The 22629-nt window shown below is 72.6% G+C and carries 14 protein-coding genes; 8 read left to right on the top strand and 6 right to left on the bottom strand.

The genetic code is table 11. The features are described 5' to 3' along the window. Nucleotides 1-102: 102 nt before the first annotated feature. The 4 genes from DN069_RS09650 to DN069_RS09635 are packed head-to-tail and all read left to right on the top strand — an operon-like array spanning nt 103 to nt 6284. The gene (locus DN069_RS09650; protein ID WP_133259871.1) at nt 103-2850 is read left to right on the top strand and encodes an O-antigen ligase family protein; all 2748 of its coding nucleotides are present in this window, start codon (nt 103-105) and stop codon (nt 2848-2850) included. Between the two features lie 29 nt (nt 2851-2879). After that, complete coding sequence (locus tag DN069_RS09645; RefSeq protein WP_165845451.1) at nt 2880-4067, top strand: glycosyltransferase family 4 protein; 1188 nt, start codon at nt 2880-2882, stop codon at nt 4065-4067. Next, the gene (locus DN069_RS09640) at nt 4064-5044 is read left to right on the top strand and encodes a D-glucuronyl C5-epimerase family protein (RefSeq protein ID WP_111500463.1); all 981 of its coding nucleotides are present in this window, start codon (nt 4064-4066) and stop codon (nt 5042-5044) included. Before DN069_RS09645 ends, DN069_RS09640 begins: the two co-directional genes overlap by 4 nt. Beyond that, nucleotides 5031-6284 carry a glycosyltransferase family 4 protein gene (locus DN069_RS09635; protein WP_111500462.1) on the top strand — a complete coding sequence of 418 codons (1254 nt, stop codon included), beginning with the start codon at nt 5031-5033 and terminating at the stop codon, nt 6282-6284. Before DN069_RS09640 ends, DN069_RS09635 begins: the two co-directional genes overlap by 14 nt. Here the strand turns inward: DN069_RS09635 and DN069_RS09630 are convergent. After that, nucleotides 6271-8775, bottom strand: a complete 2505-nt coding sequence (locus DN069_RS09630; RefSeq protein WP_165845450.1) for a choice-of-anchor D domain-containing protein — start codon at nt 8773-8775, stop codon at nt 6271-6273. The two genes, DN069_RS09635 and DN069_RS09630, sit on opposite strands and share 14 nt — an antisense overlap. A gap of 194 nt (nt 8776-8969) precedes the next feature. Here DN069_RS09630 and DN069_RS09625 point away from each other — a divergent pair, with 194 nt between their 5' ends. After that, entirely contained in the window at nt 8970-10211 is a 1242-nt protein-coding gene (locus tag DN069_RS09625) for a hypothetical protein (RefSeq protein WP_133259869.1), read from the top strand. Between the two features lie 33 nt (nt 10212-10244). Here DN069_RS09625 and DN069_RS09620 read toward each other — a convergent pair whose 3' ends face one another. The 3 genes from DN069_RS09620 to DN069_RS09610 all read right to left on the bottom strand — a co-directional run bounded on the left by DN069_RS09620 (nt 10245) and on the right by DN069_RS09610 (nt 12497). Beyond that, nucleotides 10245-10607, bottom strand: a complete 363-nt coding sequence (locus DN069_RS09620; RefSeq protein ID WP_207892106.1) for a hypothetical protein — start codon at nt 10605-10607, stop codon at nt 10245-10247. A 102-nt stretch (nt 10608-10709) separates the two neighbouring features. Next, complete coding sequence (locus DN069_RS09615; RefSeq protein ID WP_207892105.1) at nt 10710-12116, bottom strand: DUF4331 domain-containing protein; 1407 nt, start codon at nt 12114-12116, stop codon at nt 10710-10712. A 48-nt stretch (nt 12117-12164) separates the two neighbouring features. Continuing rightward, nucleotides 12165-12497 (bottom strand): hypothetical protein, encoded by a 333-nt coding sequence (locus DN069_RS09610; RefSeq protein ID WP_111500458.1) that lies wholly within the window; start codon nt 12495-12497, stop codon nt 12165-12167. A 493-nt stretch (nt 12498-12990) separates the two neighbouring features. On the opposite strand from DN069_RS09610, the gene DN069_RS09605 reads away from it, so the two are divergent. Genes DN069_RS09605 through tpg form a run of 3 tightly spaced genes read left to right on the top strand, consistent with a single transcriptional unit; the run spans nt 12991 to nt 18539 of the window. Further along, on the top strand, nt 12991-15711 hold the full coding sequence (locus DN069_RS09605; RefSeq protein WP_165845449.1) for an ATP-binding protein: 2721 nt from the start codon (nt 12991-12993) through the stop codon (nt 15709-15711). Then, complete coding sequence (gene tap / locus DN069_RS09600) at nt 15708-17981, top strand: telomere-associated protein Tap (protein WP_243639044.1); 2274 nt, start codon at nt 15708-15710, stop codon at nt 17979-17981. The genes DN069_RS09605 and tap overlap by 4 nt, the downstream gene beginning before the upstream one ends. A 3-nt stretch (nt 17982-17984) precedes the next feature. After that, nucleotides 17985-18539 carry a telomere-protecting terminal protein Tpg gene (tpg, locus tag DN069_RS09595; RefSeq protein ID WP_111500456.1) on the top strand — a complete coding sequence of 185 codons (555 nt, stop codon included), beginning with the start codon at nt 17985-17987 and terminating at the stop codon, nt 18537-18539. Nucleotides 18540-18767: 228 nt separating this feature from the next. Here tpg and DN069_RS09590 read toward each other — a convergent pair whose 3' ends face one another. Both DN069_RS09590 and DN069_RS09585 read right to left on the bottom strand, forming a co-directional pair. Continuing rightward, on the bottom strand, nt 18768-19712 hold the full coding sequence (locus tag DN069_RS09590; RefSeq protein ID WP_111500455.1) for a site-specific integrase: 945 nt from the start codon (nt 19710-19712) through the stop codon (nt 18768-18770). Nucleotides 19713-19793: 81 nt separating this feature from the next. Next, nucleotides 19794-22559 carry a hybrid sensor histidine kinase/response regulator gene (locus DN069_RS09585; RefSeq protein ID WP_111500454.1) on the bottom strand — a complete coding sequence of 922 codons (2766 nt, stop codon included), beginning with the start codon at nt 22557-22559 and terminating at the stop codon, nt 19794-19796. Nucleotides 22560-22629: the final 70 nt, after the last annotated feature.

Below are 22629 nucleotides of genomic sequence, written 5' to 3'. Positions count from 1 at the left end.
TGGCGTCGCCGAAACACGCACTACTGTGCGTACTTGGCACACTACCCTCCGTGCTTGAATCGACCTGTTGTGCTCGCTGGTGATTTCGGAGGACGTTCTCAGGTGCAGCGAATCATGGAAGGCATGCGCGCCCGGCTGCCGGGGGTCAGCCCGGCAGCGGTGGGCGGCACACTGGCCGCCAGGCTGTTGGCCACGGCGATGAGCTTCGCGGCGGGCGTGGTCTCGGCGCGTGGTCTCGGGGTGCAGGGCCGAGGGGTGCTCGCGGTCATGGTCGCGGCGCCGACGGTGCTGAGCATCGTCGCGGTCCTCGGCATGGACAACGCCAACGCACGGTTCGCCGGGATCTCTCACACGGCGTTCCGTCAGATCGTGCGCTGGAGCCTGGTGTTCTCGCTGGTGTGCGGGTCGGCGCTGGCCGCGCTCTGGCTGTTGGTCGGCCGCTGGTGTCCGGTGGTGCTGCTCGCGGTGCCGCTCCGCCTCGCCGTGCTCTCGGCCGCCCTGTGCCCGGTGACCTTGCTGACCACGCTGCTGGGCACCGCCGAGATCGGCCGTGGCCGCGTCACCACGTACAACCTCGCGACCGCCGTGCCGTCGGCCTGCTATCTGGCGGGCGTGGTCGGTCTGCTGGCCACCGACTCCCTGACGGTGGGCACCTGCTTCCTGTCCGTCCTGGTCGGGCAGTCGGTCGGTGCCGTGGTGCTGCTCGCCGCGTCCACTGCCCGGGTTCACCCCGACGGTGAGTCCGTCCCGGTCCGGCGCTTCGGCGGGTTCGCCGTCAAGGCTTATCTGCCGAACGTGCTGCACTACGGCATGCTGCGGTTGGACGTGCCGGTGATCCAGCTGTTGGCGGGGGCCGGGGCGGTCGCGCTGTACGCCGTGTCGCTGCCCGTCGCCGAGAGCCTCTCCCTGCTGCCGACCGCGGTCGCGCTGGTGTTGTTTCCCCGGGTGACCTCGGGCGCCGTCGACGCGCGGGCCGCGACGCGGATCGCGGGGAGCGTGTTCGCGGCCACCGCGCTGCTGGCCCTGGTGGCCGCGGTGGGGGTGCCTGCCCTCATCCCGGCCATCTACGGGCGGCCGTACGCCGGGGCCGCATGGGTGGTGTGGGCGATGCTCCCCGGCCTGGTGCTGTTCGCGGCCGGCCGGTCGCTCCAGGCCTACCTCGCGGCGACGGATCTGCTCCGTCCGGTGATCACTGCGACCGGTGTGGGAGCCGCTCTCAACCTCGCGCTGCTCGGCGTGCTGACGCCGCGCTACGGCGCCGCCGGGGCGGCCGGCGCCGACTCGGCCGGGTATCTGGTGTTCGCGCTGCTGGTGGGCCTTGGGGTCCGTCGGAGTACCAGGGCTGGTCGGCGGGGGGAGCGCGGCGTCGCCGACCCTGCGATCCGGGGGATGGCACAGTTGGGCGCGCAACGGTGGTTCGTGCCCGTGCGGCGCGCGTGGGCCGCGACGGACAGCCGCTCGATCCTGTTGCTCGTTCTGGCGCTGCCCGCCGCGACGGCGGCCGGCCTGATCGCCGCCGGCTCCGGCCCCGCCGTTGTGGGGGCCGGCCTGGGGGTCGCCGTCCTGGTCTGCCTGCTGGTTCCGGACGTGGGGCTGTACGCGCTCGCGCTGGTGATCCCGTTGTCCCAATCCCAGGCGGGAGCGTCGCTGGTGACGCCGAAGCGGCTGGTCGCGCTCCTGGCGGTCTGTCTGCTGAGCCGGGCCGTCAGCGGTCGGGGCCTCGCCCGGCCGAGGCTTGCCGGGGTCCTTATGACGGCCGGCACGGTCGGCTGCCTGGTCGCGGCCAGTGCCGTGATGGGCGGGAGCGACGCGGGGGGCACGCGTCACTGGCAGTACCTGCTGCTGGTCAGCGGGCCCCTGTTGCTGGTGCCCTTGCTCGCGACGCCGGGGGTTGTCCTCGACCGGGTGCTCCTGGTCTTCTGCTGCGGCTGCGCGGCCCTGGCGGTGATGGAGATCGTGCAGGCCGGTGCCGTGTTCGCACGCAACGCGGACCAGGCCCCGAGCGATGTCGCGGTCCTGGCCATCACCCAGCCCGGCACGGCCAACCACAATGCCGTGGGCGCGCTGCTCGTGATGGCGACCGCCGTGCTGCTGGCCCGTACCAGGACCGCGCGGGCGGGACTGTCGCGACTGGCGTGCTGGGGCGGTGTGCTGGCGCTCACCGTCGGTGTCGCGTACTCGCTCAGCCGCGCCGCCTACCTGGCCGGAGTCGTCGTGTTCGCGATCCACGCCTTCCGGCGGCCGTTGCGCGGCCTGCCGGCCGTGGTGTTCGGCGCGGCGTGCCTGGCGCCGCTGGTGCCGGCGGCGATCGCGGCCCGGTTCGCCTCGGTGCTCGGCGGCGACACGCTGGACGCCGATTCCGCGGTGCGGCTCGACCTGTGGAGCAGCGCGCTGCGGATGTTCGACGCCCATCCGGTCTTCGGTGTCGGATACCTGAACTTCGCCGGCCTGCTGCCCCTCTACTACCGCGCCACCGGAGATTACAACGCGATGTTCCTCCAGTTCCCCCTGCTCGAGTTCGCCCACAACACCTACCTGACCGTCCTCTCGCAGACCGGCCTGCTCGGGGCCGCCGGCGTCGGCCTGCTCATCGCGCTCGGTGTGCGGCGCGCCTGGTCGGCGCTGCGGTCGCGGGAGCCGGCGGAGCGGACGGCAGGGGAGGCGGCGGCGCTGGCCCTGGCCGGCGCCGGCGTCTGCTCCGCCTTCGGTGAAGTGCTGCTGGTGCCACCGCTGCTGGCAGGTCTGCTGCTGATCGTCCTGGCCGCCGGACGGGCCCCGGAACGTGGCGCGGCGGTGGCAGCGGCCCCGACCGCGGAGCCGGTGCCGGTCCCGCTCCTGGTGGGGCGGTGAGCGGGCAGATGACCGGAACGGAGCGACCGTTGCGCATCCTCCAGATCACCTCGACCGCCGTGGGCGGGAGCTGGTTCCACGACCAGGTCGCGGGGCTGGCCCGGCTGGGGAACGAGGTCTGTGCGGTGCTGCCGCGCGAGGGCCCGCTGGCCGACCGGCTGCGCGCGATCGACGGGGTGCGGGTGGAGATCATCCCGTTCGGGCTGTCCCGCCGGCTGCGGCAGTGGCCAGGGATCATCCGCGGGCAGTGGCGGCTGACAAGGTTCGTCAGGGGGTACCGCCCGGACGTCGTCCACGCCCATCTGATCATCGCCATGCTGGCCGCCCGCGCCGCGTCGGCCTGCTACCGGGAGGCGCTGATGGTGTCCCAGGTGCCCGGACTGGTCCATCTGCGGATGGCGCCGTTCCGGATCCTGGACCGGATCTCGCTGCGCCGGGACGACCTGGTGCTCGGCTCCTGCCGGGCGATCGCGGCGCGCTACCGGGCGATGGGTGCCCGCGCGGTCGAGGTCAGCTACTACGGCTGTGACGTCCACCGGTTCGACCCCGCCGCCTCGGCGCAGCCGTTCCGCAGCGAGTTCGCCCTCAGCAGGACGACGCCCGCCGTAGGCATGGTCGCCTACATGTACCCGAGCCGGTTCCGGGACTTCCGGGAGATCGGCGTGAAGGGGCACGAGGTCTTCATCGACGCGGTACCGCTGATCCTGCGACGGCATCCCGACGCGAGGTTCTTCGTCGTCGGCGACGAACTGGTCGGCGACGGGTGGTACCGGCGCGGGCTGGAGGACCGCGCCGCCCGCCTCGGCGTCGCCGACCGGGTCGAGTTCACCGGCCTTCGGAGCGACATCGCCTCGGTCATGGCCGGTCTGGACGTGCTGGTGAATCCGTCGCTGGACGAATCGGCCTGCTACACCGCGGCGGAGGCGCTGCTGATGCGCAAAGGCGTGGTCGCGACCGAGGTCGGCGGACTGCCGGACACCGTCCAGCACGGCCGGACCGGCCTGCTGGTTCCGCCCGCCGATCCGGCGGCACTCGCGCAGGCCGTGGACGAACTGCTCGCCGATCCCGAAAGACGGCGCGAACTGGCGGACCGAGGGCGGGAACTGGTGCTGCGTCAGTTCGACATCGCCGGGACGGCCGGTCAGGTGAACGAGCTCTACCACCGGACACTCGCCACGCGCCCGAGCCGCGGCCGGTTCCGTCGGAGTCGGCCGTGACCGGCCGGCAGAGCACCCGGCCGGGCCCGGGCCAGCTGCTGCGAAGGGGGCTGGGTGATCTGCGGCGGCCCAGCTTTCCCGTGGACGTTCCGCTGCTCCCTCAACCGTCGACGGCCGGCCCGCCGGACCGCTACCCGCTCGACCTGCGCCCGATGACCTCCGCGTTCGCCCTGGACGACGAACGACTGGTCGTGACGCGCGCCCCGAACGGCGAGCTCTACCACAACCCCGTCTCGATGAGCCTGTACGCGCTGGGGCGGCACACCGGCGCCCGCCGCGCCGGCTGGCACGCCGACACCCGCGCCGACCGGCCGCTGGACGTCCAGGCACTACTGGACCAGGCCGGTTGGTTGCGTGCCGCCCAGGACGGCAACGGTGGCTGGCGCTACCCCGTCCCGGTGCCGCGCTACGGCGTGGGCCCGGGGTGGTACTCGGCGATGGCCCAGGGCCTGGCGGTCTCGGTGATGCTGCGGGGATACGCCGTCACGGGCGAGGGCTCCTTCCTGGACGCCTGCCGGGGCGCCACGGAGCTGATGCTGCGGCCGCTGTCGACGGGCGGCTGTTCGCACTACGACGAGCCCGGGCGGCGGCCGTTCCTCGAGGAGTGCCCCTCGGAGCCCGCCGGTCACATCCTCAACGGCGCGATCTTCGCGCTGTTCGGACTGCTGGAACTGGGACGTCACCTGGGCACGGTCGAGGTCGCCGGTCGGGCGGCGGACCGGATCCGCGACTCGCTGCCCGGGTTCGACCTGGGTTACTGGACCCGGTACGACCTGCGCTACCGCGCGCCCGCCAGCCTCGCCTACCACTGCCTGCACGTCTCGTTGCTGACCGCGGCCGGCCGGCTGCTCGCCGACCAGCGCTGGCTGACGACGGCCACCGGCTGGGACGACTACACCCGCGGCCCGCTCCGGCGGCTGCGCGCCGCGGTCGGCAAAGGCCGCTTCGTGCTGGGTGAACGCCATGCCGGAGGCTGACCTCCGCGCGGCGGAGTCGACCGGGCCCGGCCCGGCCGCCCCGCTGCGCGTGCTGATGCTGGCACCGGCCGGATCGGCCCACACCCGCCGTTGGGCGGACGCTCTGACAGGGCGGGGGCATGCGGTGACGGTGTGCAGCTGGCACCATCCGGGCCCGGGCTCAGGAGCCGGAGACTGGCGCCTCTCGTGCGCACCCGCAGCCGGATCCTGGTGGCCGTGGCGCGTGCTGCGCACGGCCGGCTGGCTGCGCCGCGAGGTGCGCCGGATCCGACCGGACGTCATCCACGTCCACACCCTCGGCGTGCACGGGGCGCTGTCCCTCGCACTGCCGACGCGCGCGGCGCCGAGCGTGGTCACCCCTTGGGGCTCGGAACTGCGGGCGGCCGAGCGCCACGCCGGTCGAGCGCTGGTGGCAGGTCTCGCCCTGCGCCGCGCCGCCTGGGTGCTGCCGACCTCCAGGGAGGTCGCGGCGAAGGTCGTGAGCCGCTACCGGGTGCCCAGTGCGCTGGTCACCGTGCTCTCCTGGGGCGTGCCGGACGACCTCCTCGACGGCGGCTCCGACGCCGACCTCGACGGCGATGAGGGCCACGACGCCCGGCTGACGCGCGCGCGTTTCGGCATCCCGGCCGATGCCACCGTCGTGCTGTCGATCCGCACCACCGCACCGGTCTACCGGTCGCAGGAGATTCTCGAGGCGTTCGCCGCCGCCACCCGGGTCCGGCCCGACCTGCACCTGGTGCTCCTCGCCGGCCACCGGCCGGCCCAGCCCGGCGCGGCGCGCGCGCAGCAGGACTACCTGACCCTGCTGCGCGGCCGAGCCCGGCAGGCGGCCGACCGCATCACGGTGATCGATCGGCTGCTCGGCCAGGAGGAGTTGTTCGCCCTCATGCGTGCGAGCGAGGTCGCGGTCTCGGTACCGTGCGCCGACCAGCGCAGCTCCTCGGTGCTGGAGGCGGCGGCGGCCGGGTGCCGCCTGCTGCTCGCGGACATCGCGCCGTACCGGGAGTTGGCGGCGGACGGTCTGCTGGCCGACCTGCTTGCCGAGCCGCTGCACACCGCTCTGGCCAATGCCCTGACAGCCGCCGAACCGCTGGGCGCGGCCGATCGCGCGGCGAACCGCGAGCTCATCGGCCGCACCGAGCGCGGCTCCGTCCAGATCGCCCGACTGGAGCGACTGTACCGGGACCTGGTCCGCCCTCAGCCGGACACGCGGGCGTACCCGCGAGCTACCGGGCGGTAGAACCGGTCCCGGTGAGGGTTTCCGTCTGCGGGCCCTGGCCGTCGTTGGCGGTGACCTGGTAGCTCCCGGTGAACGGGCCGGTCGCGGTCGGCGAGAAGGCGACCAACTGGTGCACGACCTCTCCGGGGGCCAGCACCCGCCCCTCGCTGACGGGGTTGCCGACGACGAACGGCGCGGCCGGCGGTGCGGCCTTCATGATGGTCAGCGGGATGTTCCCGGTGTTCGCGATGTCGAAGGTCAGCGCCTTCGAGGAGCCGACCGGAACGGAGCCGTAGGCCGTGGTGGCCGGAGTGATCGTCAGGTGCGGGGCCCCTTGGACGGCGCTGCCGCTGAGCAGCACGGTGGCGGTGCCGTCCGGCCCGGTGACCCCCAGCGAACCGGTGTCGCCGCCGGACGCGACGGTCGGCGCGTAGGTGACGTCCACCGTCACCGACTGCTTCGGCTGGACCGTCAGGCCGTCGGCGGCGGCCAGGCCCGGGGCGGAGAAGGGAGCGTGCGGCGCCGATGTCGCCGTCACGCGCTCGGGTGCGGTCCCGGTGTTGGTGAAACTCAACCCGAGGGTCTGCTTGGTGCCGGTGGCGATCTGCCCGAAGTCGAGCCTGTTGGGAAAGGCGGTGAAACCGGGCTTGGTCCCGTAGCCGGTGAGGCCGAAGCTGAAGGAGGCGAGGTTGCTCGTGAAGGTCAGTAGCCCGCTCGCTGGTCCTGCAGTCGCGGGTGCGAACGTCACCGGGACCGTGTAGGTCCGACCGGCCGTCAACACCCTGGGCAGACCTGCCGGTGCGGCGGTGAACGACCCGCCGGTGGCGCTGACGCCGGTGATCGTGACCGTCCGGGTGGCCTTGACCGTGATGTCCACAGTCCTGGCCGAGCCCACTGCCACGTCGCCGAAGTCGGTCGAGGCCCCCAGCAAAGCCGCGCCCGTCGGCAGCCCGAAGGCGAGCAGACGGCCGTCGCGGGTGCCGACGTAGACACGGCCGCCGCTGGTAGCCGGGACGGCGAACTTCGAGGTCCGGCCGATCGGCGCGGAGAAGAGCAGTCGCAGCCGTCCGCCGCTCGGAACGGCGTCGTACGCGCGCAGTCGGCCGTGGGCACCGTTGCCGCCGTCGGTGGCCTCCGACCAGACGGTCGCGGACTCCGGCTCGGTGCCGTCGGAGGTCACCACCGGTGAGCCGGAGGTGTAGCCGAAGGACTCCGAACTGACGCCGGCCCAGCGCAGTCCCGGGTTGCCGCTCGCGTCCAGCCCGAAGGCGAGAGCGCGCAGCCTTCCGCGCGAACTGATCTCGTAGACGATGCCCCCCTGGCCGCCGTAGGCCGCCGGATGGCCCCAGACGCCCTGGAACGGCCCGGTGACGCCGAGGACCGCGTCCGAGCCGCCGGGTCCCTGGCCTCGGCCGCCGAGGTGGTCGCGGTCCAGCAGGAAGACCCGGCCGTCCTTGCCGACCTCGACGAGCAGGTGCGGGTGCGCGGCGCTGGCGCCGAAGGGTACCGAGGGCAGGCCCAGCGGCCCGCCGGAGCCCAGGTCGCCGTCGCTGTGGTCCAGAGCCGGGGCGTTGACGGGACTGAAGAAGTCCCGGGCGTGCATCGAGCCGTCCGCGCTGACCCCGAGCCGGACCACCGACTCCGAGAGCCGGCCCGGTGGGTGGTCGCCGGGGACGGCGGACGGAGTCTGACCGTTGCCGGTGGCGAAGAAGATCCGTCCCGGTCCGTCCGATACCAGTCCGCCACCGGACTGCCAGATCCCGGCCTCGCCGTGGCCGGAGGAGGACTCCGTGGCCCAGAGGTTCTCGGCACGGGTGCGGGTGTCGACGCTCGCCACGTAGCCCACGTACGGGCCCTTGTCGCAGTACGAGCCGAAGCCGGCGTACACCCTGCCGCCGAGCAGCAGCAGACCCGGTCGCTGGGCGGCGGTGAAGGAGTCGAAGTGCCGCGTCGGGTCGTTGGAGGGGGCGCCGTGGATCCGCACGGGCCAGCCGCTGCGCTCAGCTCCGGTGGCCGGGTCGAGCGCGTGCAGGAACCAGGCCGGGTGGGCGCCGTCGGGGTGGTCGGTCTTGGCGGTCACGTAGACGGCGTTGGTGGCCGGGTCGTAGACGGGGGTGCCGGTCACGCCGATGTCGGGGGTGAGGTCACCGCAGCCGATGTTGGCAGCCGCCCATGGTGTGCCGAGCCGTCTGCTCCAGTGGATCGCTCCCGTGGTGGCGTCGATCCCGTACACCTGGTCCTTCTCGGTGGCCGTGACCACCGTGCCGCCGACGACCAGGGGTTGGGCGTAGACCTGCCCGTCCACGGCCGTGGAGAAGCGCAGGCCGAACTGGGAGCTGGACACCTGTGCGGGGGTCAGCCCGGGCTCGTTCGGATCCCAGCCGGTGCGCAGCGTGTCCTGGGAGATCGTGAACTCGTCGGCGCCGGCAGGTGTCGACGCGCCGACACCGACCGCGCCGAGCGCCAGACTCGTCGTCAGAACAGCTAGCAGGCATGCGGTTTTCTGTCTCATCACCATGATCGGAGGATGCGTCGGGCCACCCGGTACACCCCGGTGCCACGGCGGACGCTCTCCGTTCCCCAGTTGCCTGATGTGTCAACCAGGTTGGCTGGGTGCGGACTTTGAGCGAGCGGGCATTGGACCGGGCGGGTGGATCGTCGCGATCCGAGCGTCCTGGCACGGCGGAACGGTGAAGGCATGAGCGCATGAGAACCCATCGCTATCCCGCAGCAGCCGTGGTGTTGAGCGCGGTCGGTGTGACCGCCCTCCTGATCGGCGGCACTCCGTCGGCCACGGCGACGACTCCGTCCAGGACCCCTTCCGTCGGCGAGACCGCCGGCCGCACACCTCACGCTCGCGGCGTCCGCCCGTCCGACCCCTACGACCCCGCGTCGGGTCACCCGTACCGGCACGGCGTCGTCCCGACGCGGTCGGGCGACGCGAAGATGCGGAGCTGGGTGAAGGCGCATGACTCCGCCGGCGTCCCCGTCGTCCCCCAGACGCTCTCCTACGGCGGCGGCATCGGCGGCGTGGGCGTCCTGGACGGGAAGGTGAAGGTCTACCTGGTCTTCTACGGCTCGCAGTGGGGAGCCCAGGGCGTCAACCGCAGGCTGGACGCGACGTTCTCCGGCGACCCGTACGGTGCCGCGCCGGTGGCCCAGGAGATGTTCAAGGGGGTGGGCACCGGCGGCGAGCGGTGGTCGGCGGATCTGACGCAGTGGTGCGACGGCCCGAACGTCGCCGCCGGTGCCACCGGTTGCCCGGTGGGAGCCCGTTTCATCCCCTATCAGAGCGGCGGCGTCCTCGCCGGAGTGTGGTACGACTCCGCCCGTTCGCCGGGCAGCGCGTCGGGCCACCAGCTCGGACAGGTTGCCGTCGCCGCGGCACGGCACTTCGGCAACACCACGCCCGCCGCCAATCGTCAGGCCTACTACGTGATCCTGTCCCCGCACGGGACCGACCCCGACCACTACCTGGGCCAGTACTGCGCCTGGCACGACTCGACCGCGGACCCCACGCTCACCGGCGGCGCGGTGGCCTCTCCCTACGGCAACCTCGCGTTCTCCAACCAGCCGTACACCATGGACGCCGGGGCGTCGTGCGGCACCGGCTTCGTCAACTCGCCCGGTCTGTGGGACGGCTGGACGATCACGCTCGGGCACGAGTGGCACGAGGCGATGTCGGACCCGCTCCCGGCGGGCGGCTGGACCAACAACACCTCCAGCTCCTACAACGGCGAGGAGGACGCGGACGAGTGCGCCTGGCTCACACCCCGCACTCCTGGCGGAGCGGCCGACGTCGCCATGGGCACCGGCACCTTTGCCGAGCAGTCCGACTGGTCCAATGACACCGACTCGTGCACGATCGCGCACCCGATCGTTTCGCACCCGGTCGTCGGGCACGAGCCCGGAGACGTCGCCGTCGCCCGGGGCCGGGCCGCAGGCTGATCCCAGCGCCGCCGGCCCGGCCCCGGGCCGGCGTCAAGCCCACCGGTACTCGCTGACCTGGCCGTCCGTCACGGTGACGAGGCCGTGGGCCGCGTCACCGTCCCAGACCGTGTACATGCCGGTGGGAAGCGGGGTGATGACCGCGGCGTGGGAAGTGCCGTCGGGCAGGTGACGGGGCCGGACCGCGGCGTGCGTCCGGTGCAGGGGGCGGTTGACGGGGCTGACATGGATCTCCAGACCATCCTGTTCGGCGCGCGCGTGGATCACCAGAGCGCCGGTGCCCGCCCCGATGTCGAGCACGACGCTGCCCTCGTACGAGGGGGCGGGCAGCGGCGCGTGTTCACGAGGTCGGGGGAGTGCGGCGCGGGCGGCGGGGTTGCCGTGCGTGTGGGCCATGGGAGGGTTCCTTGCGGGGCGACAACGTGAGCTCCGGCGTCCGTGCGGCCTTGGGGCCGTCATGGACGCCGGAGCTTCGGACAGGGGAGCGGGGAACGACGATCAGGAGGCGGGGTGGTGGTAGCCGTCGTAGGGGACCCCGAGATAGGGGAACGTCGTCAGGTACGGCGCCTCGGGCGAGGAGTCGGTCAAACCGTCGGTGACCACGCTTGCCGCCGCGTCGGGCGTGAAGCCGTGGTCGACGAGCGGGTACGTCAGCCCGGCGATGGCACGCAGTTCGATCGTGACGACGTCGTCGAAGACGCGGCGGCCGTTGGGGTAGCCGGCCTTGTCGCCGGCGATCAGGCCGAGGATGTTGGGGTGGGCCGAGGGTGGAACGGACACGTTGAGGCGCAGCATGTCGGCCTCGGTCGCGCCGGTGAAGTTCTGGAATCCGGGGATGACGCCCTTGGGGATGCCGGTGAGCAGGATCGCGAGCAGGTCGGCGCGGGCCTTGTCCGACGCGTCGAGCGCGGCCAGGTTGGGGAAGACCCCCGGGTACAGGACCGGAAGCAGCCTGGCGAGCTCCGGGTGCGCCACATAGGTCGCGAACCTCTTGTCGTCCGCCGGGGGGACCGCGTTCCACTCGTCCTTGCGGCTCATCGGCACGATGACCTCGTTGAACAGCGGGTTCCCGAGCCGGGAGACCTGCACGAACGGCCCGGACTCCGAGTCGGTTCCCTCGCCCGCCTCGATGACGCGCGCCGCACGCCTGCTCGCGCTGGTCCAGACGCCGATGGTGGCCCGGGAATCGTGCACCTGGGTCCCGTGCCAGCCCTGGTGCGTGAGCTCGTGGATCGGGACCTGCAGCGCGAGGCTGTGGACGTTCAGCTCCTTGGTGGCGTTCACCCCTGGCTGGTCGGGCAGTCCCTGCGCCTTCGCAAAGACCTGCAGGGACTGGAACGGGCGCAGGTCCGCGAGGTCGAAGATGGAGCCGAGGTCGACGTAGAAGCCCTCCGCCCGCTGTCCGGCGAAGACCTTTCGCCCGCCCCGCAGATGGTGCACGGCGGCGTCGGCGAGCGCCGGGTAGTCGGGGGTGGACAGCGGCCCTACGTTGCAGGGCGGGCAGGTGAGGTCCTCGCCCAGTGTCGTGGTGCGTCCGCCGGCTTCGACGCGCGTCAGCGTGTACGTCTGGAATCGGTTCCAGTTGGGCGAGTTCAGGGACGCGATCGGGCCGGTGTTGTAGAGGAAGGTGTCACGGTTGCGCAGATGCGTGGTGAACCGGAACTGGTAGCTGATGTCGGCGCGCCCGTCGCCGTCGTTGTCGATGTGGATCTCGTACAGGACGTCGTCGCCGAACTCGTAGAAGTTCGGGCCACCGGCCGGGTTCTGGAGCGGAATGTAGTTGGCGATCAGCGTCACGGTCCCAGGAGCGTCTGGGCTCACGAAGGCGTACAGATCAGTGCTGTCGGCGACCGGGTCCTTCGAGATCTCCGGTGCTTCGCGGTGGGACGACAAGATGAACCTCACAGGTGCGGCGGACGGGTTGGACAGGCGCGAGGCCGGTGGGGAGGCCGGTCAGCGGGATGCGCGGAGCAGTTCGGCGACGAGCTGGGCGTCGCGCACCCGGTGGTGCCGCTGGCCCTGGAAGAAGTCCAGCTCGCCCGTGTGGGCGTCGACGACCCGCACGATCAGCGGTTCGTCCTGCTCGTTCCGGCCGGGGCGCTGGCTGTGGCTCGCGGACGTGTCCGCCACCGCGGCGTCCGCGCGGGCGCCGAGGGCGAGTCCCGCGACGACGGTGACCGCCCCCGCCGCCGTCGCCTGCTTGATCAGTCGGCGTCGGGAGAGCGGTGGCGTTCCGTCGGATCGATCCGGGTGGTCCGGTCGGGCCGCTTCCGGGGTGCTGGACATCGACAGTCCTCCATCAGGGATTGGGGGGAGCGCCGTGGATACGAGACGGCGGCTGTTCGTCGGCAATCAATCCAGCGCAGTGACGCACAGTCAAGTACGCGGCGAAGCCGCAGTCAGGGCCGCTGGGCGCATTGCGTGAGCGCATCGCAGGTGGGGTGCGGCGGCCGGTCCGTCCGGGTGAATCCCTGGGCCGGGTGCGCCCGAGCGAGGGTCGCGACGCCAACGGTGGGCAGTCACGCGATGGGCCGGCCGGCGCAAGGGTGGGGAGTCTCGGAGAGCGGGCCTGTCCGGTGGGGTGAGCGGCAGCTGGACAATCTCGGAGAGCGCTCGCCCGCCCGCCGGACGGCTGTCCCGGCGATGACCAGGCCGGATGAGACCGCGGGCCGGAAGCCGGGTGCAGCGGAGTGCTTCCGCCTGCACCCTCGTTGAGGCGAGAGGAGGTTGGTGCACGGAGCGCGAGGCTAGGCTCCCAAGCGAAAGCAGGGAGGTCTGCGTGCAGGGTCTGCTCGAACGCGAAGACGAACTCGACATCATCCAGGCGGCCGTGGGCGCGCTGCGAGACGAGCACAGCGGGGACCTGCTCATCGTCACCGGAGCGGCAGGGCTCGGCAAGACCAGTCTCCTCGCGGCCGTGCAGGCGGCCGCGCGGTCGGCCGGGCTGCTGGTGCTGGCCGCCCGCGGTGGCGAGCGGGAGCAGGGGACCGCGTTCCACGTGGTCAGGGGTCTGCTGGAGCCGCTGCTGGGACCCGCCGAGGACGCGGAGCGTCGGGAACTGCTCGGCGGGTGGCACGACATCGTGGGTGCGGCGGTCGGCGTCGCGGCGGGCCGCGCCGCTCCCGACCCCCAGGGCGTGCGGGACGGCCTGGACTGGGTGGTCACCAACCTCGCCTTCGCGCGCGGGCCACTGGTCCTGGTCGTCGACGACGCCCACTGGGCCGATGCCGAATCGCTCACCTGGCTCGCCGGCTTCGCGGCCAGGGTCACGAACTCGCCCATCCTCGTGGCGGTTGCCTATCGTCCCGACGAACTGCCGGACTGGGCTGATGAGTTCCGGAGGGTCGGCGACGACAACGGGGCCAGCCTGCTCGGGCTCCCCCCGCTCACGCCGGAGGGGGTGGACACCCTCGTGCGCGAGCTCTACCCGGACGGCTCCGGGACGGCGGTGGAGGACGCCTTCTGTCGCGATGTCTGGGCTGTGGCGGGAGGCAACCCCTTCGAGACGGTGGAGCTGGTGGGGAAGGCCCGCAACCGGGGGATCGCCCCGGTGGAGTCGTCCTGGCCCGAGCTGCGGCGGCTGGCCGCGGAGACCACGGGCAGCGGACTCATCGCGAGGCTGCAGCAGTTGGGAAGCGGGCCCCTTGGGCTGGCGCGCGCGGTCGCGGTCCTCGGCATGGTGACGCCACTCCAACTGGCGGGGGATGTCGCCGGGCACGGCCCGACCGAGGCGCGTGCCGCCCTGGACGTGCTGCGGCGCGAGCGTGTCCTGACTGGACATCAGATACTGGAGTTCGTCCACCCGTTGATCGCGACCTCGGTCTACCGCGACATTCCCGATGAGGAGCGAACCGCACTGCACCAACGCTCGGCGCGAGCGCTTCTGGAAGCGGGCCGCAGCCCGGTGGTCGCCGCCCGACACTGGCTGGAGGTGCCGCCGCGTGGCGACGCCCGGGTCGTCGAGCACCTCCGGGAGGCGGCGCGCCTGTTCATGCAGGCAGGGGCGCCGGAGGCCGCGCAGCGCTGCCTGGCGCGCGCGGTGGAGGAACCACCGCCCGTCGCCGAGCGGGCCCGGGTGCTCTTCGAACTCGGCTGCTCCACCCTGCTGTACGACCCGGCGCTCACCTCCGAGCACCTGCGTGCGGCGCTGGAGCAACCGGTGATCCCGACGCACCTGCGCGAACAGATCAGCGTCCGGCTCGCGCAGTCACTCGCGCACAGCGACGACCTCGCCCGGGCGGCCGCCATCATGCGGACGGAGGCGAGCCGGGCGACGGACCCCGCCGTGTGGCTCAAGATGCAGCTGTGGAACTTCATGTGGGGAGCCTTCGACGCGCGGGAGGAGGGGTCGCGGGAGCGTTCCGTACGGTTGGCAGAGCTGGCCGAACGCCTCTACACCTCGGGCGACCGGTCCATCGCGGCTCGCTACGTCCTGGGGCTGCGCGCCTGGGACGCCACGGTGCGCGGCGAGCCGGTGGACCTCGCACTCCGCTACAGCGACCGCGCCCTCGAGGGGGAGCTGCGCTGGGCGCACCCCGAGTGGGGCTTCGAAGTGCCGGTGCTGGTCGCGCTCACCTACATGTACGGGGACCGCCGCGAACGGGCGCTGGAACTCTTCGGCCAGGGTATCGCCGAGTACGAGCAGGCCGGCTGGCGCGGCGCGCACCTGGCTTTCGGGCACACGGTCCTCGGCTTCGTGCACTACCGCACCGGCGACCTGGCCGACGCCGAAGGGTGCGCGCGGTGGGGTCTGGAGCTGGCCGACCGCGTGGGCACGGGCACGCCCGTGCACTGGTACGCGGGCGCCACCATGATCGCCGTGCTCAACGCGCGCGGCAAGGCGGACGAGGCGCGAGCGCTCGCCGCCCGCTGCCGGCTCCACGCGCCGTACCCCAACGCCGTCGTCGTCCCCGACCCGCAGACCGTCCGCGGCGCACTGCTGCTGGAGCAGGGCGCGTTCGCCGCCGCCGAGGCGGAGATGACGCAGGCCGCAGCGCGCTTGGACGGACACGGCATCCACAATCCCGGACTGAGTGGCTGGCAGCGCCTGCTCGTCACGGCCTGCGCGCGGCTGGGCGATCTGGATCGGGCCCGGGAGGTGGCGGCCGACCAGCACAGGCGGGCCGAGCGCTACGGCACGCTCTCGGGGATCGGCGCGGCCCGCCGCTCCTGCGCCGACGTCGAGCCGGACCCGCATGCGAGGGTGACGCTGCTGGACTCGGCCGTCCGGATGCTGGAACGCGTTCCGGCACCCTACGAACGCGCCTGCGCCCTGACGGAGTTGGCCGAGGCGCTGGACGCCGGCGGACGCGACGCCGTCACCGCCGGCCGGCGCGCCGAGGAGGCGGCCGAGACCTGCTCCGCCGACGCACTGGTGCGCCGGGCACGTGCGGCGCTGAGCCGGTCGGCCGACGCCCATCACCCCGGATCGAGCGGAGGCACCGATCGTTCCTCCAGCCTGTGCGCCTCCCCTGAGCTGACGGAGTCGAGCGCGACGTGACCAGAACCGATCCGGAGGCGACCGAGAGTCGGCTGTTCGAGGCCGTGGACGCGTTGCTGAACGACCCTCAGGCGTCGCGGCTGCCCGCCCCCGCCGAGCGGACGAGGCTGCGGGAGGCCGCCGGCCTCCCGCCGAGCGCGGTCGCGCAAGCGCTGGCCACAACGGCGCAGACGGTGCGGAACTGGGAGAACGGACGCTCCGAGCCCCGACCTCCGCGCCGGCAGGCCTACCAGCGGCTGCTGGAGACGTGGTCGGAGCGCTTCCCCGCTCCGGCCACCACCGTGGCGGAACGGACGGCCGTTCCGGCGGTGGCCGTGCCCCCGCGCGAGTCCGTCGCAGCAGTGGAGGACGGCCCCGCGTCCGAGGCGTCGCGTTCGTCCTCGGAGCGGTCCAGCGCGATCGAGACGCCGGTCCCACGCGACAACCCGGTCGGCTCCTCGGGGGGTGGGAGTCGCTGCTTCCCGAGCGGGCCGCTCGCGGTGCTGGACGGGGACGGCACCGCCTACGGGGCCGGCGGCGTCAAGCTACGGTGCCCGGCGACGACGCCGGCGCAGCTGGTGGCCTGGGCCCTGACAGAGTCGGGTCTCGGCAGCCCAAGGCTGCACCGGTTCGGCCGGGAGGGGGATCCGCTGGTCGTCCTGACCACCGGGGCGGCGGAGCGCCTCGGGCTGCCCGGCACCCTGCGGGACGAGGACCTCCACCCCGGCCGACGGCTGCCCGCCCACCACGTCGACCTGGCCCGACGCACCCAGCGTCTGCCGGAGGACCACAGGGTCGTCAGACAGCTGCGGAAGGCGAAGTGGGAGCTCACCAAGCGCGGCTTCGGCCCCTGGGCGCGCATCTACCGGCCCGTCAAGGACGGTCGGCGACAGTGCGTGCAACTCGCGATCGTGCCGTGGGGGGCGCTGGACGAGCGCTTCTGGGGCGACGCCGCCACGCTGCCCGCGCCGGACCTGGCCCGCGTTTTGGGCGTCTACGCGGTCAGGGTGCTGACGCCCCGCGGCTCGACCGCGGTGACCGGGATGGAACTGATGACGGCACTGCGCCCACCGAGCCGGCCGGTGAGGGATCCCGCGACCTGCGCGTGGGTCTCCGGGGCGAATCCGGGTGCGCTGACGGCCGCCGTGGATCCGGCGCCGCCGGAGGCGACCCCCGACCACCCCGTCGCCGAGGGGTGGACCAAGGGTTTCCTGGACGAGGAGGCGTGCCAGTGGATCCGACCGATCGAGACCGTCACGGACGAGGAACTGGTGCAGCCCTACGCGGTCGGCCTCGACCTGACCACGGCGTTCCTCTCTGCCGCCTCGCGTCTCGACGTCGGGTTGTCGGCGCCGGTGCACGAGAACCGGCCCCGCTTCGACAAGCGGACTCCCGGCAGCTGGTACGTCGACCTTTCCGGAATCGACCTCGATCCACGCCTGCCCAACCCCTTCACCTCCTGCGGCAAGCGCCCCGAGGGCCCGGCCTGGTACGCGACCCCGACCGTCGCCTACGCCCAGGAGCTCGGACACGACGTCCAGCCGATCGAGGCGTTCCTGCGCCACGAGTCCGGGCCCTACCTGGACCCGTGGCACGACCGGCTCCGGGAGGCCTACGTCACCACCGTCGCCGAGGCCGGCATCCCGGTGGGGAAGGACGCCGACGAACGGGCCTTTCTCGCCGCCCTGGCCGCCCACCAGATGCTCAGGACCAGCACCGGCGACCTGGGCGCGCTGCGACGGGCACTCCAGGACGCCCGGCTGACGGATCTCCAGCGACTGGACGACGACCGGCTGCTCGCCGCCGTCCAGCGCCACCGCGAGATCGGGATCGTCCTGTCGGCGATCAAGGGAACCGTCAAGGGCGGCATCGGCAAGCTCCGCGAGCGCGCCCAGGGCGTCGGTCACCGGGACTTCCAGCGCTGGCCGGCGCTGAATCGGCCGACCTGGCGCCCCGACATCCGAGCCGCGGTCATCTCCAGGGCCAGGGTCAACATGCACCGCAAGATGGCGAACGTCGCCAAGGCCGGCGGCCGGTACCCGCTCGGCGTGCTGTCCGACTGCGTGGTCTACGCCGCGCCCACCCCCGACCCGCTGGGGGTCCTGCCGCTGACCGGGAGCGGCCGTGTGCTGCCGGGCACGTTCCGCCTCGGCGCCGCACCCGGTCTGGCCAAGCCGGAAGGCGTGCAGGCCATGCTCTGGGCGGTCGAGCTCCTCGAACACAGCCCGCAGCCGTTGAATCCCGCCCGTCACATCAAGGGCGGGGACAGCGTCCTGGACGAGGGGGAGTGACCAGTGGAAGAGATCACCGACGCGCTGACACGCCGTGACCTCGAGCACCTCACCCGGCCGCTCCCCACGCAGCCGCGCAAGCAGGTCCAGGAGTTGATGCGTGCGGAGAAGCAGGACAAGGCGAGGGTCGCGGCCAGGCTCGGCACCACGAAGCGCACGGTCGAGCGCTATCTGGCCGGCACACTGCAGCACCCTCAACGCGCCCTGCGCGAGGCCCTGGACCGGGAGGTTGCCAAGACCTGGCAGCCCGTTGTGCGTCGGCGGGCCCGCAGGCAGGCAGCCGCCTCGGGCGGTATCACCGTCGAGACGCGGGCTCGGTTCGGCTACACCGCGCCGGTCGGCAGCAGCGACGATCCCCGGGAACGTCGCCTCACCGTCCACCTGCCCCCGGACTACGCCGCACGGCTCTTCGAGGCGCAGGAACGAGGAGTGAGTGACCGGCAGCTGCGCGAGATCGTCGCCGAGGGGCTCCAGGAGAGCTACTTCAAGGACGGTGGACGGGCGCAGGGCCTGCGGGTCGAGTTCACCGACGTCGCCTATTTCGACGTGCGGTTCTGACCGGAACCAAGGACGGGTCAGCTGCATGAGGGCAAGATAAGAAGCACTGCGGCCATGCCCGCCCCCCGCGGAGCGGGTTCCGATGGTGCTGCGCACCATCGGAGTGCGGAGGCTTCGCCTCCGAAACGGGCCGCTGCGCGGCCCTCCGGGGGAGGGGAACGCCGGCCGCTGCGCGGCCGCAACATGACGTGCGGCCCGCTGCGCGGCCCGCAGGCAGGCGACAGGCCGTCAGGTCTCGGCCACTGGTTCGGAGGAGAGCGGGATGACCGCCTCGGCCCGGGCGAGGGACAGGTCCTTGAGATGGGGTGGCAACGGCTCCCCGGTCCAGGCCGAGAGCAGGTCGGTGACGGCGTTGTAGGTGCGCGCGAGCCCGCCGAGGGCCAGGCTGCGCCCCGGGGGGCCGCTCAGGGAGGCGGACAGGGTGACCCACACCTTGTCCTCGTCGGAGCCCTGGATCGAGGCCGCGAGGCGGTCCCGGTGGACACGCCAGTCCCGGAGCGCGGCGCGGGTACGCGGAGTCAGGGCGAACACCTGCCGCAGTGGCGGCGTGCCCGGGTCGGCCCCCTGCGGGTGACGCACCAGAGTGACGGTGCGCAGACGGGGGCCGAAGTCGGCCCAGCGCAGCGCGTGCAGCTCGGCTGTTCGGGCTCCGGTGTCGAGGATCAGGCCGACCAGGGCCAGTAGCCGCACCATCTTGAGGTCCACGCCGCCGCGGACCCGGCGTCCGGTGTGCGCCTGGACATGCTCCGCCACTCGATACGCCGTCAAGTCCGCCGGGGGCGTGGGCGGCGGCTCCAGGGCGGGACGTGGCGGCAGTCGCGCCTCGCATCCCGACAGCGTGAGCAGCCGGTGCAGGGAACTCCAGCGTGCCCGGCGGGTGTTGCGGGACTGCGGGCCCTCGTGCCGACCGCGGCGGGCGGTCCGGGAGCGCAGCGCGTCGCTGCACCCGAGCTCCCACAGCTGGGCGAGCACCGGGGTGGTGAAGAGCTCCTCGACGGAACGCACCTGGGGAAATTGAGGAAGCGTCAGAGCGACTGCCAGCTCTCGGCGGGTCCAGGCGTGCCGTTCGCGCAGGGACGCGCTGCCGGTGGGGATCGTGCGGGCGAAGAAGTCCTCGAGTGCGGACGGGAGCGTGAGCGGCGACGCGCTCGGCGTCGGTTCGGCGGCGGTCACCGAAGCAGTCTGGCAGACACCTCGGCGCCGAACGACGCGTCCGGCCGCGCCTCCGACGGGGTCGGAGACGGGGCGTCACGGTCAGGGAAGCCGGCGGAGGTCCGCGGATCGCAGCGCCCTACGCACCTGGTCCAGCAGCGGGCCGAGCCTCGCAGCCACGCCCGACGCCTCGGCGCCGCGGCCGGTGCGCGCGAGGTCCTCCAACTCGGCGGCGCACGACGCCAGATCGGCGGCTCCCACGTTTCCCGCGGCGCCCTTCAGGGTGTGCGCGTGCTCCTCGATCGAGGTGGCGTCACCCCTGTCGGCTGCGGCCCGGAGCGCGTCGACGAGCCCGGGCACCCGCTCCAGGAAGGAGTCGACCAGATCGGTGACCAGGCGAAGACCCTCCGGGGTGTCCTCTCCACGGATCTCCGCCAGACGGTGCAGGAGGGGGTCCGCGGACCCTGGCGCGGGATCGACGTCGGTGGTGGCGGTCCCGGGGTCGGTCCACCGGCTCAGGGCACGGTCGAGATCGGATGCCGCGAGGGGCTTGGTGATGTAGTCGTCCATGCCGGCGGCAAGGCAGCGTTCCCGATCCTCCGCCAGAGCGCTGGCGGTCATGGCGATGACGGGCAGGCGCGGCGCGTTCCCCTCCCATTCGCGGTCGCGCAGGAGGTGGGTGGTGGTGTAGCCGTCCATGCGGGGCATGCGGCAGTCCATCAGCACGGCCCGGTAGCGGCGTTCCGCGAGGAGCTCGAGGGCTTCGACGCCGTCACCGGCGACGTCGGCGTCGTAGCCGAGCCGGGCCAGCATGCCCAGTGCGACCGTCTGGTTGATCTCGTTGTCCTCGACCAGGAGGACCTTGCCGCGTTCGAGCGGTGCCGCCGGCGCGGGGAGGCGATCCTGAGCCGGCGTGCGGGTCACCGCGCCTGGGCTCATCAGACGGGCAAGACGGTCGAGGAGATCGGCCTGCCGCACCGGCTTGCACACGCTGTCGCGGATCCCGGCCGCCTGCAACTGGGCGGGGTCGAGAACGCCGTCCGAGGAGAGCAGCAAGAGCCGGGTCCCGGCCAGCGCCGGGGCGGTGGTGACGCGTTCGGCCAGCTCCAGCCCGTCCATGCCGGGCATGCGATGGTCGATGATCGCCAGTTCGTAGGGCTCGCCGGCCGTGCAGGCGCGCCGGAGTTCGTCCAGCGCCCGTGGGCCGCTGTCCACCGCGACGGGTCGCATCAGCCAGTTCCGCAGCTGCGTCTCCAGGATCTCGCGGTTGGTCTGGTTGTCGTCGACGACCAGAACCCGCCGTCCGTGCAGGGAGGCCGGCTGTGCCACGGGCGGCGGCTGCTCGCCCTTCGCTGGCAGCCGCAGGGGGAAAGTGAACCAGAACGTGCTGCCGTGCCCTGGTCGGCTGCGCACGCCCATGGCGCCGCCCAGGGCGTCCACGAGGCGCCGGCAGATGGCCAGGCCCAGACCGGTGCCGCCGTAGCGTCGCGTGGTGGAGGAGTCCGCCTGCGCGAATGCGTCGAACAGGCGCTCCTGCTGGGCCGGATCGATGCCGATACCGGTGTCGGCCACCTCGATGTGGACCTCGTCCCCCTGCGGGCGGGCGCGCACCACGATCTCTCCCGCGTGGGTGAACTTCGCGGCGTTGGAGACGAGGTTCAGCAGGATCTGGCGCACCCGAGTGGCGTCTGCCAGCACGGCGGCCGGCAGGTCGGGGTCGGCGTCCGTCAGGAACTCCACCTCGCCGGCCGTGGCCGACTGGGCGACCAGTGCCACCGCCTCCTCGACCAGGAGCCGGGGGTCGAAGACGATGTCCTCGAGGACCAGCTTGCCCGCCTCGAGCTTGGAGAAGTCCAGCACGTCGTTGATCAGCGAGAGCAGGGCCGACCCCGCGTCCCGGACGCCCTCCGCGTAACGTCGCTGGACGGGGTCGAGGTCGGTGTCGAGCAGCAACTCGCTCAGCCCGATCACCCCGTTCATGGGCGTACGGATCTCGTGGCTGATCGTCGCGACGAACTGGGACTTGATCTCGGAGGCGCGCAGGGCCTCGTCCCGGGCACGCGCGAGGTCGCGTTCAGCCTGTTTGCGTTCGGTGATGTCGCGAACGAAGGCGTTGAAGCAGCGGATCGTCCCCAGCCGCATCGGCCAGACCGCGAGCTCGATCTGGAACTCGTGTCCGTCGCGGTGCAAGGCCGTGAGCTCCACCTGCTGTCCGAGCATGTAGGAGTCACCGCCGGTCACGACCCGCGCCAGAGCGGCTCGGTGGGCCGCGCGGTGCCGCTCCGGAATGACGGTCTCCACCAGGGGACGGCCCATCATGGCCTGGCGTGAGAAGCCGAACATCGATTCCGCGCTGGGGTTCCAGTCGATCACGAGCCCCTGCTCGTCGACCGACACGAACGCGTCGTTGGCGCTGTCGATGACCGCGCGGGCCTGCTCCTGCAGCGCCCGCAGCAGCTCCCCGCGTCCGTGTTCCCCGCTGTGGCGGACGAACCCGCGCACCTCGACGAGGCCTCCGGCCTCGTCGAGGACCTGCCAGGACGTCACCTCGGCCCAGAAGGGCTCGCCGTGGCGAGGGAGCAGGCGCAGGACGACGACGGCACGGCCCCACTTTTCGAGGTCCTGCTGGGCGTCACGGAAGTCCTGGAGATCCTCCTGATGGATCCACGCGGTGATGTCGGTGCCCACGATGTCGTCGACCTCGGCACCCAGCATGTCCCGTGCGGGTTCCGAGACGTCCAGCAGCGTCCCTCGCGCGGCGCGACGGAAGACCATGTCCGGAGAGTTCTTCAGGAGCAGCCGGAAGCGCTCCTCCTCCATGCTCGCCGAGTTGCCGCCCCGCCTGTTCTGCCGCACGTTGTCGTCCATGGCCGCGCCTTCCGTGGACCGCCGTCGCCGGGTGACCGCCGAGGCCTGGTGCTTCCCATGGCACCCCCGG

Origin of the sequence: Streptacidiphilus pinicola (genome assembly GCF_003258295.1) — a bacterium.
Classification (GTDB): Bacteria; Actinomycetota; Actinomycetes; order Streptomycetales; family Streptomycetaceae; genus Streptacidiphilus; species Streptacidiphilus pinicola.
This window is presented reverse-complemented; position numbering and strand designations above follow the sequence as displayed.

Excerpts from the sequence above, each read along its gene's own strand:
- DN069_RS09630 (WP_165845450.1), bottom strand. The coding sequence starts at position 8,775 with ATGAGACAGAAAACCGCATGCCTGCTAGCTGTTCTGACGACGAGTCTG.
- DN069_RS09625 (WP_133259869.1), top strand. The coding sequence starts at position 8,970 with ATGAGAACCCATCGCTATCCCGCAGCAGCCGTGGTGTTGAGCGCGGTC.
- DN069_RS09585 (WP_111500454.1), bottom strand. The coding sequence starts at position 22,559 with ATGGACGACAACGTGCGGCAGAACAGGCGGGGCGGCAACTCGGCGAGC.
- DN069_RS09610 (WP_111500458.1), bottom strand. The coding sequence starts at position 12,497 with ATGTCCAGCACCCCGGAAGCGGCCCGACCGGACCACCCGGATCGATCC.
- DN069_RS09635 (WP_111500462.1), top strand. The coding sequence starts at position 5,031 with ATGCCGGAGGCTGACCTCCGCGCGGCGGAGTCGACCGGGCCCGGCCCG.
- DN069_RS09620 (WP_207892106.1), bottom strand. The coding sequence starts at position 10,607 with ATGGCCCACACGCACGGCAACCCCGCCGCCCGCGCCGCACTCCCCCGA.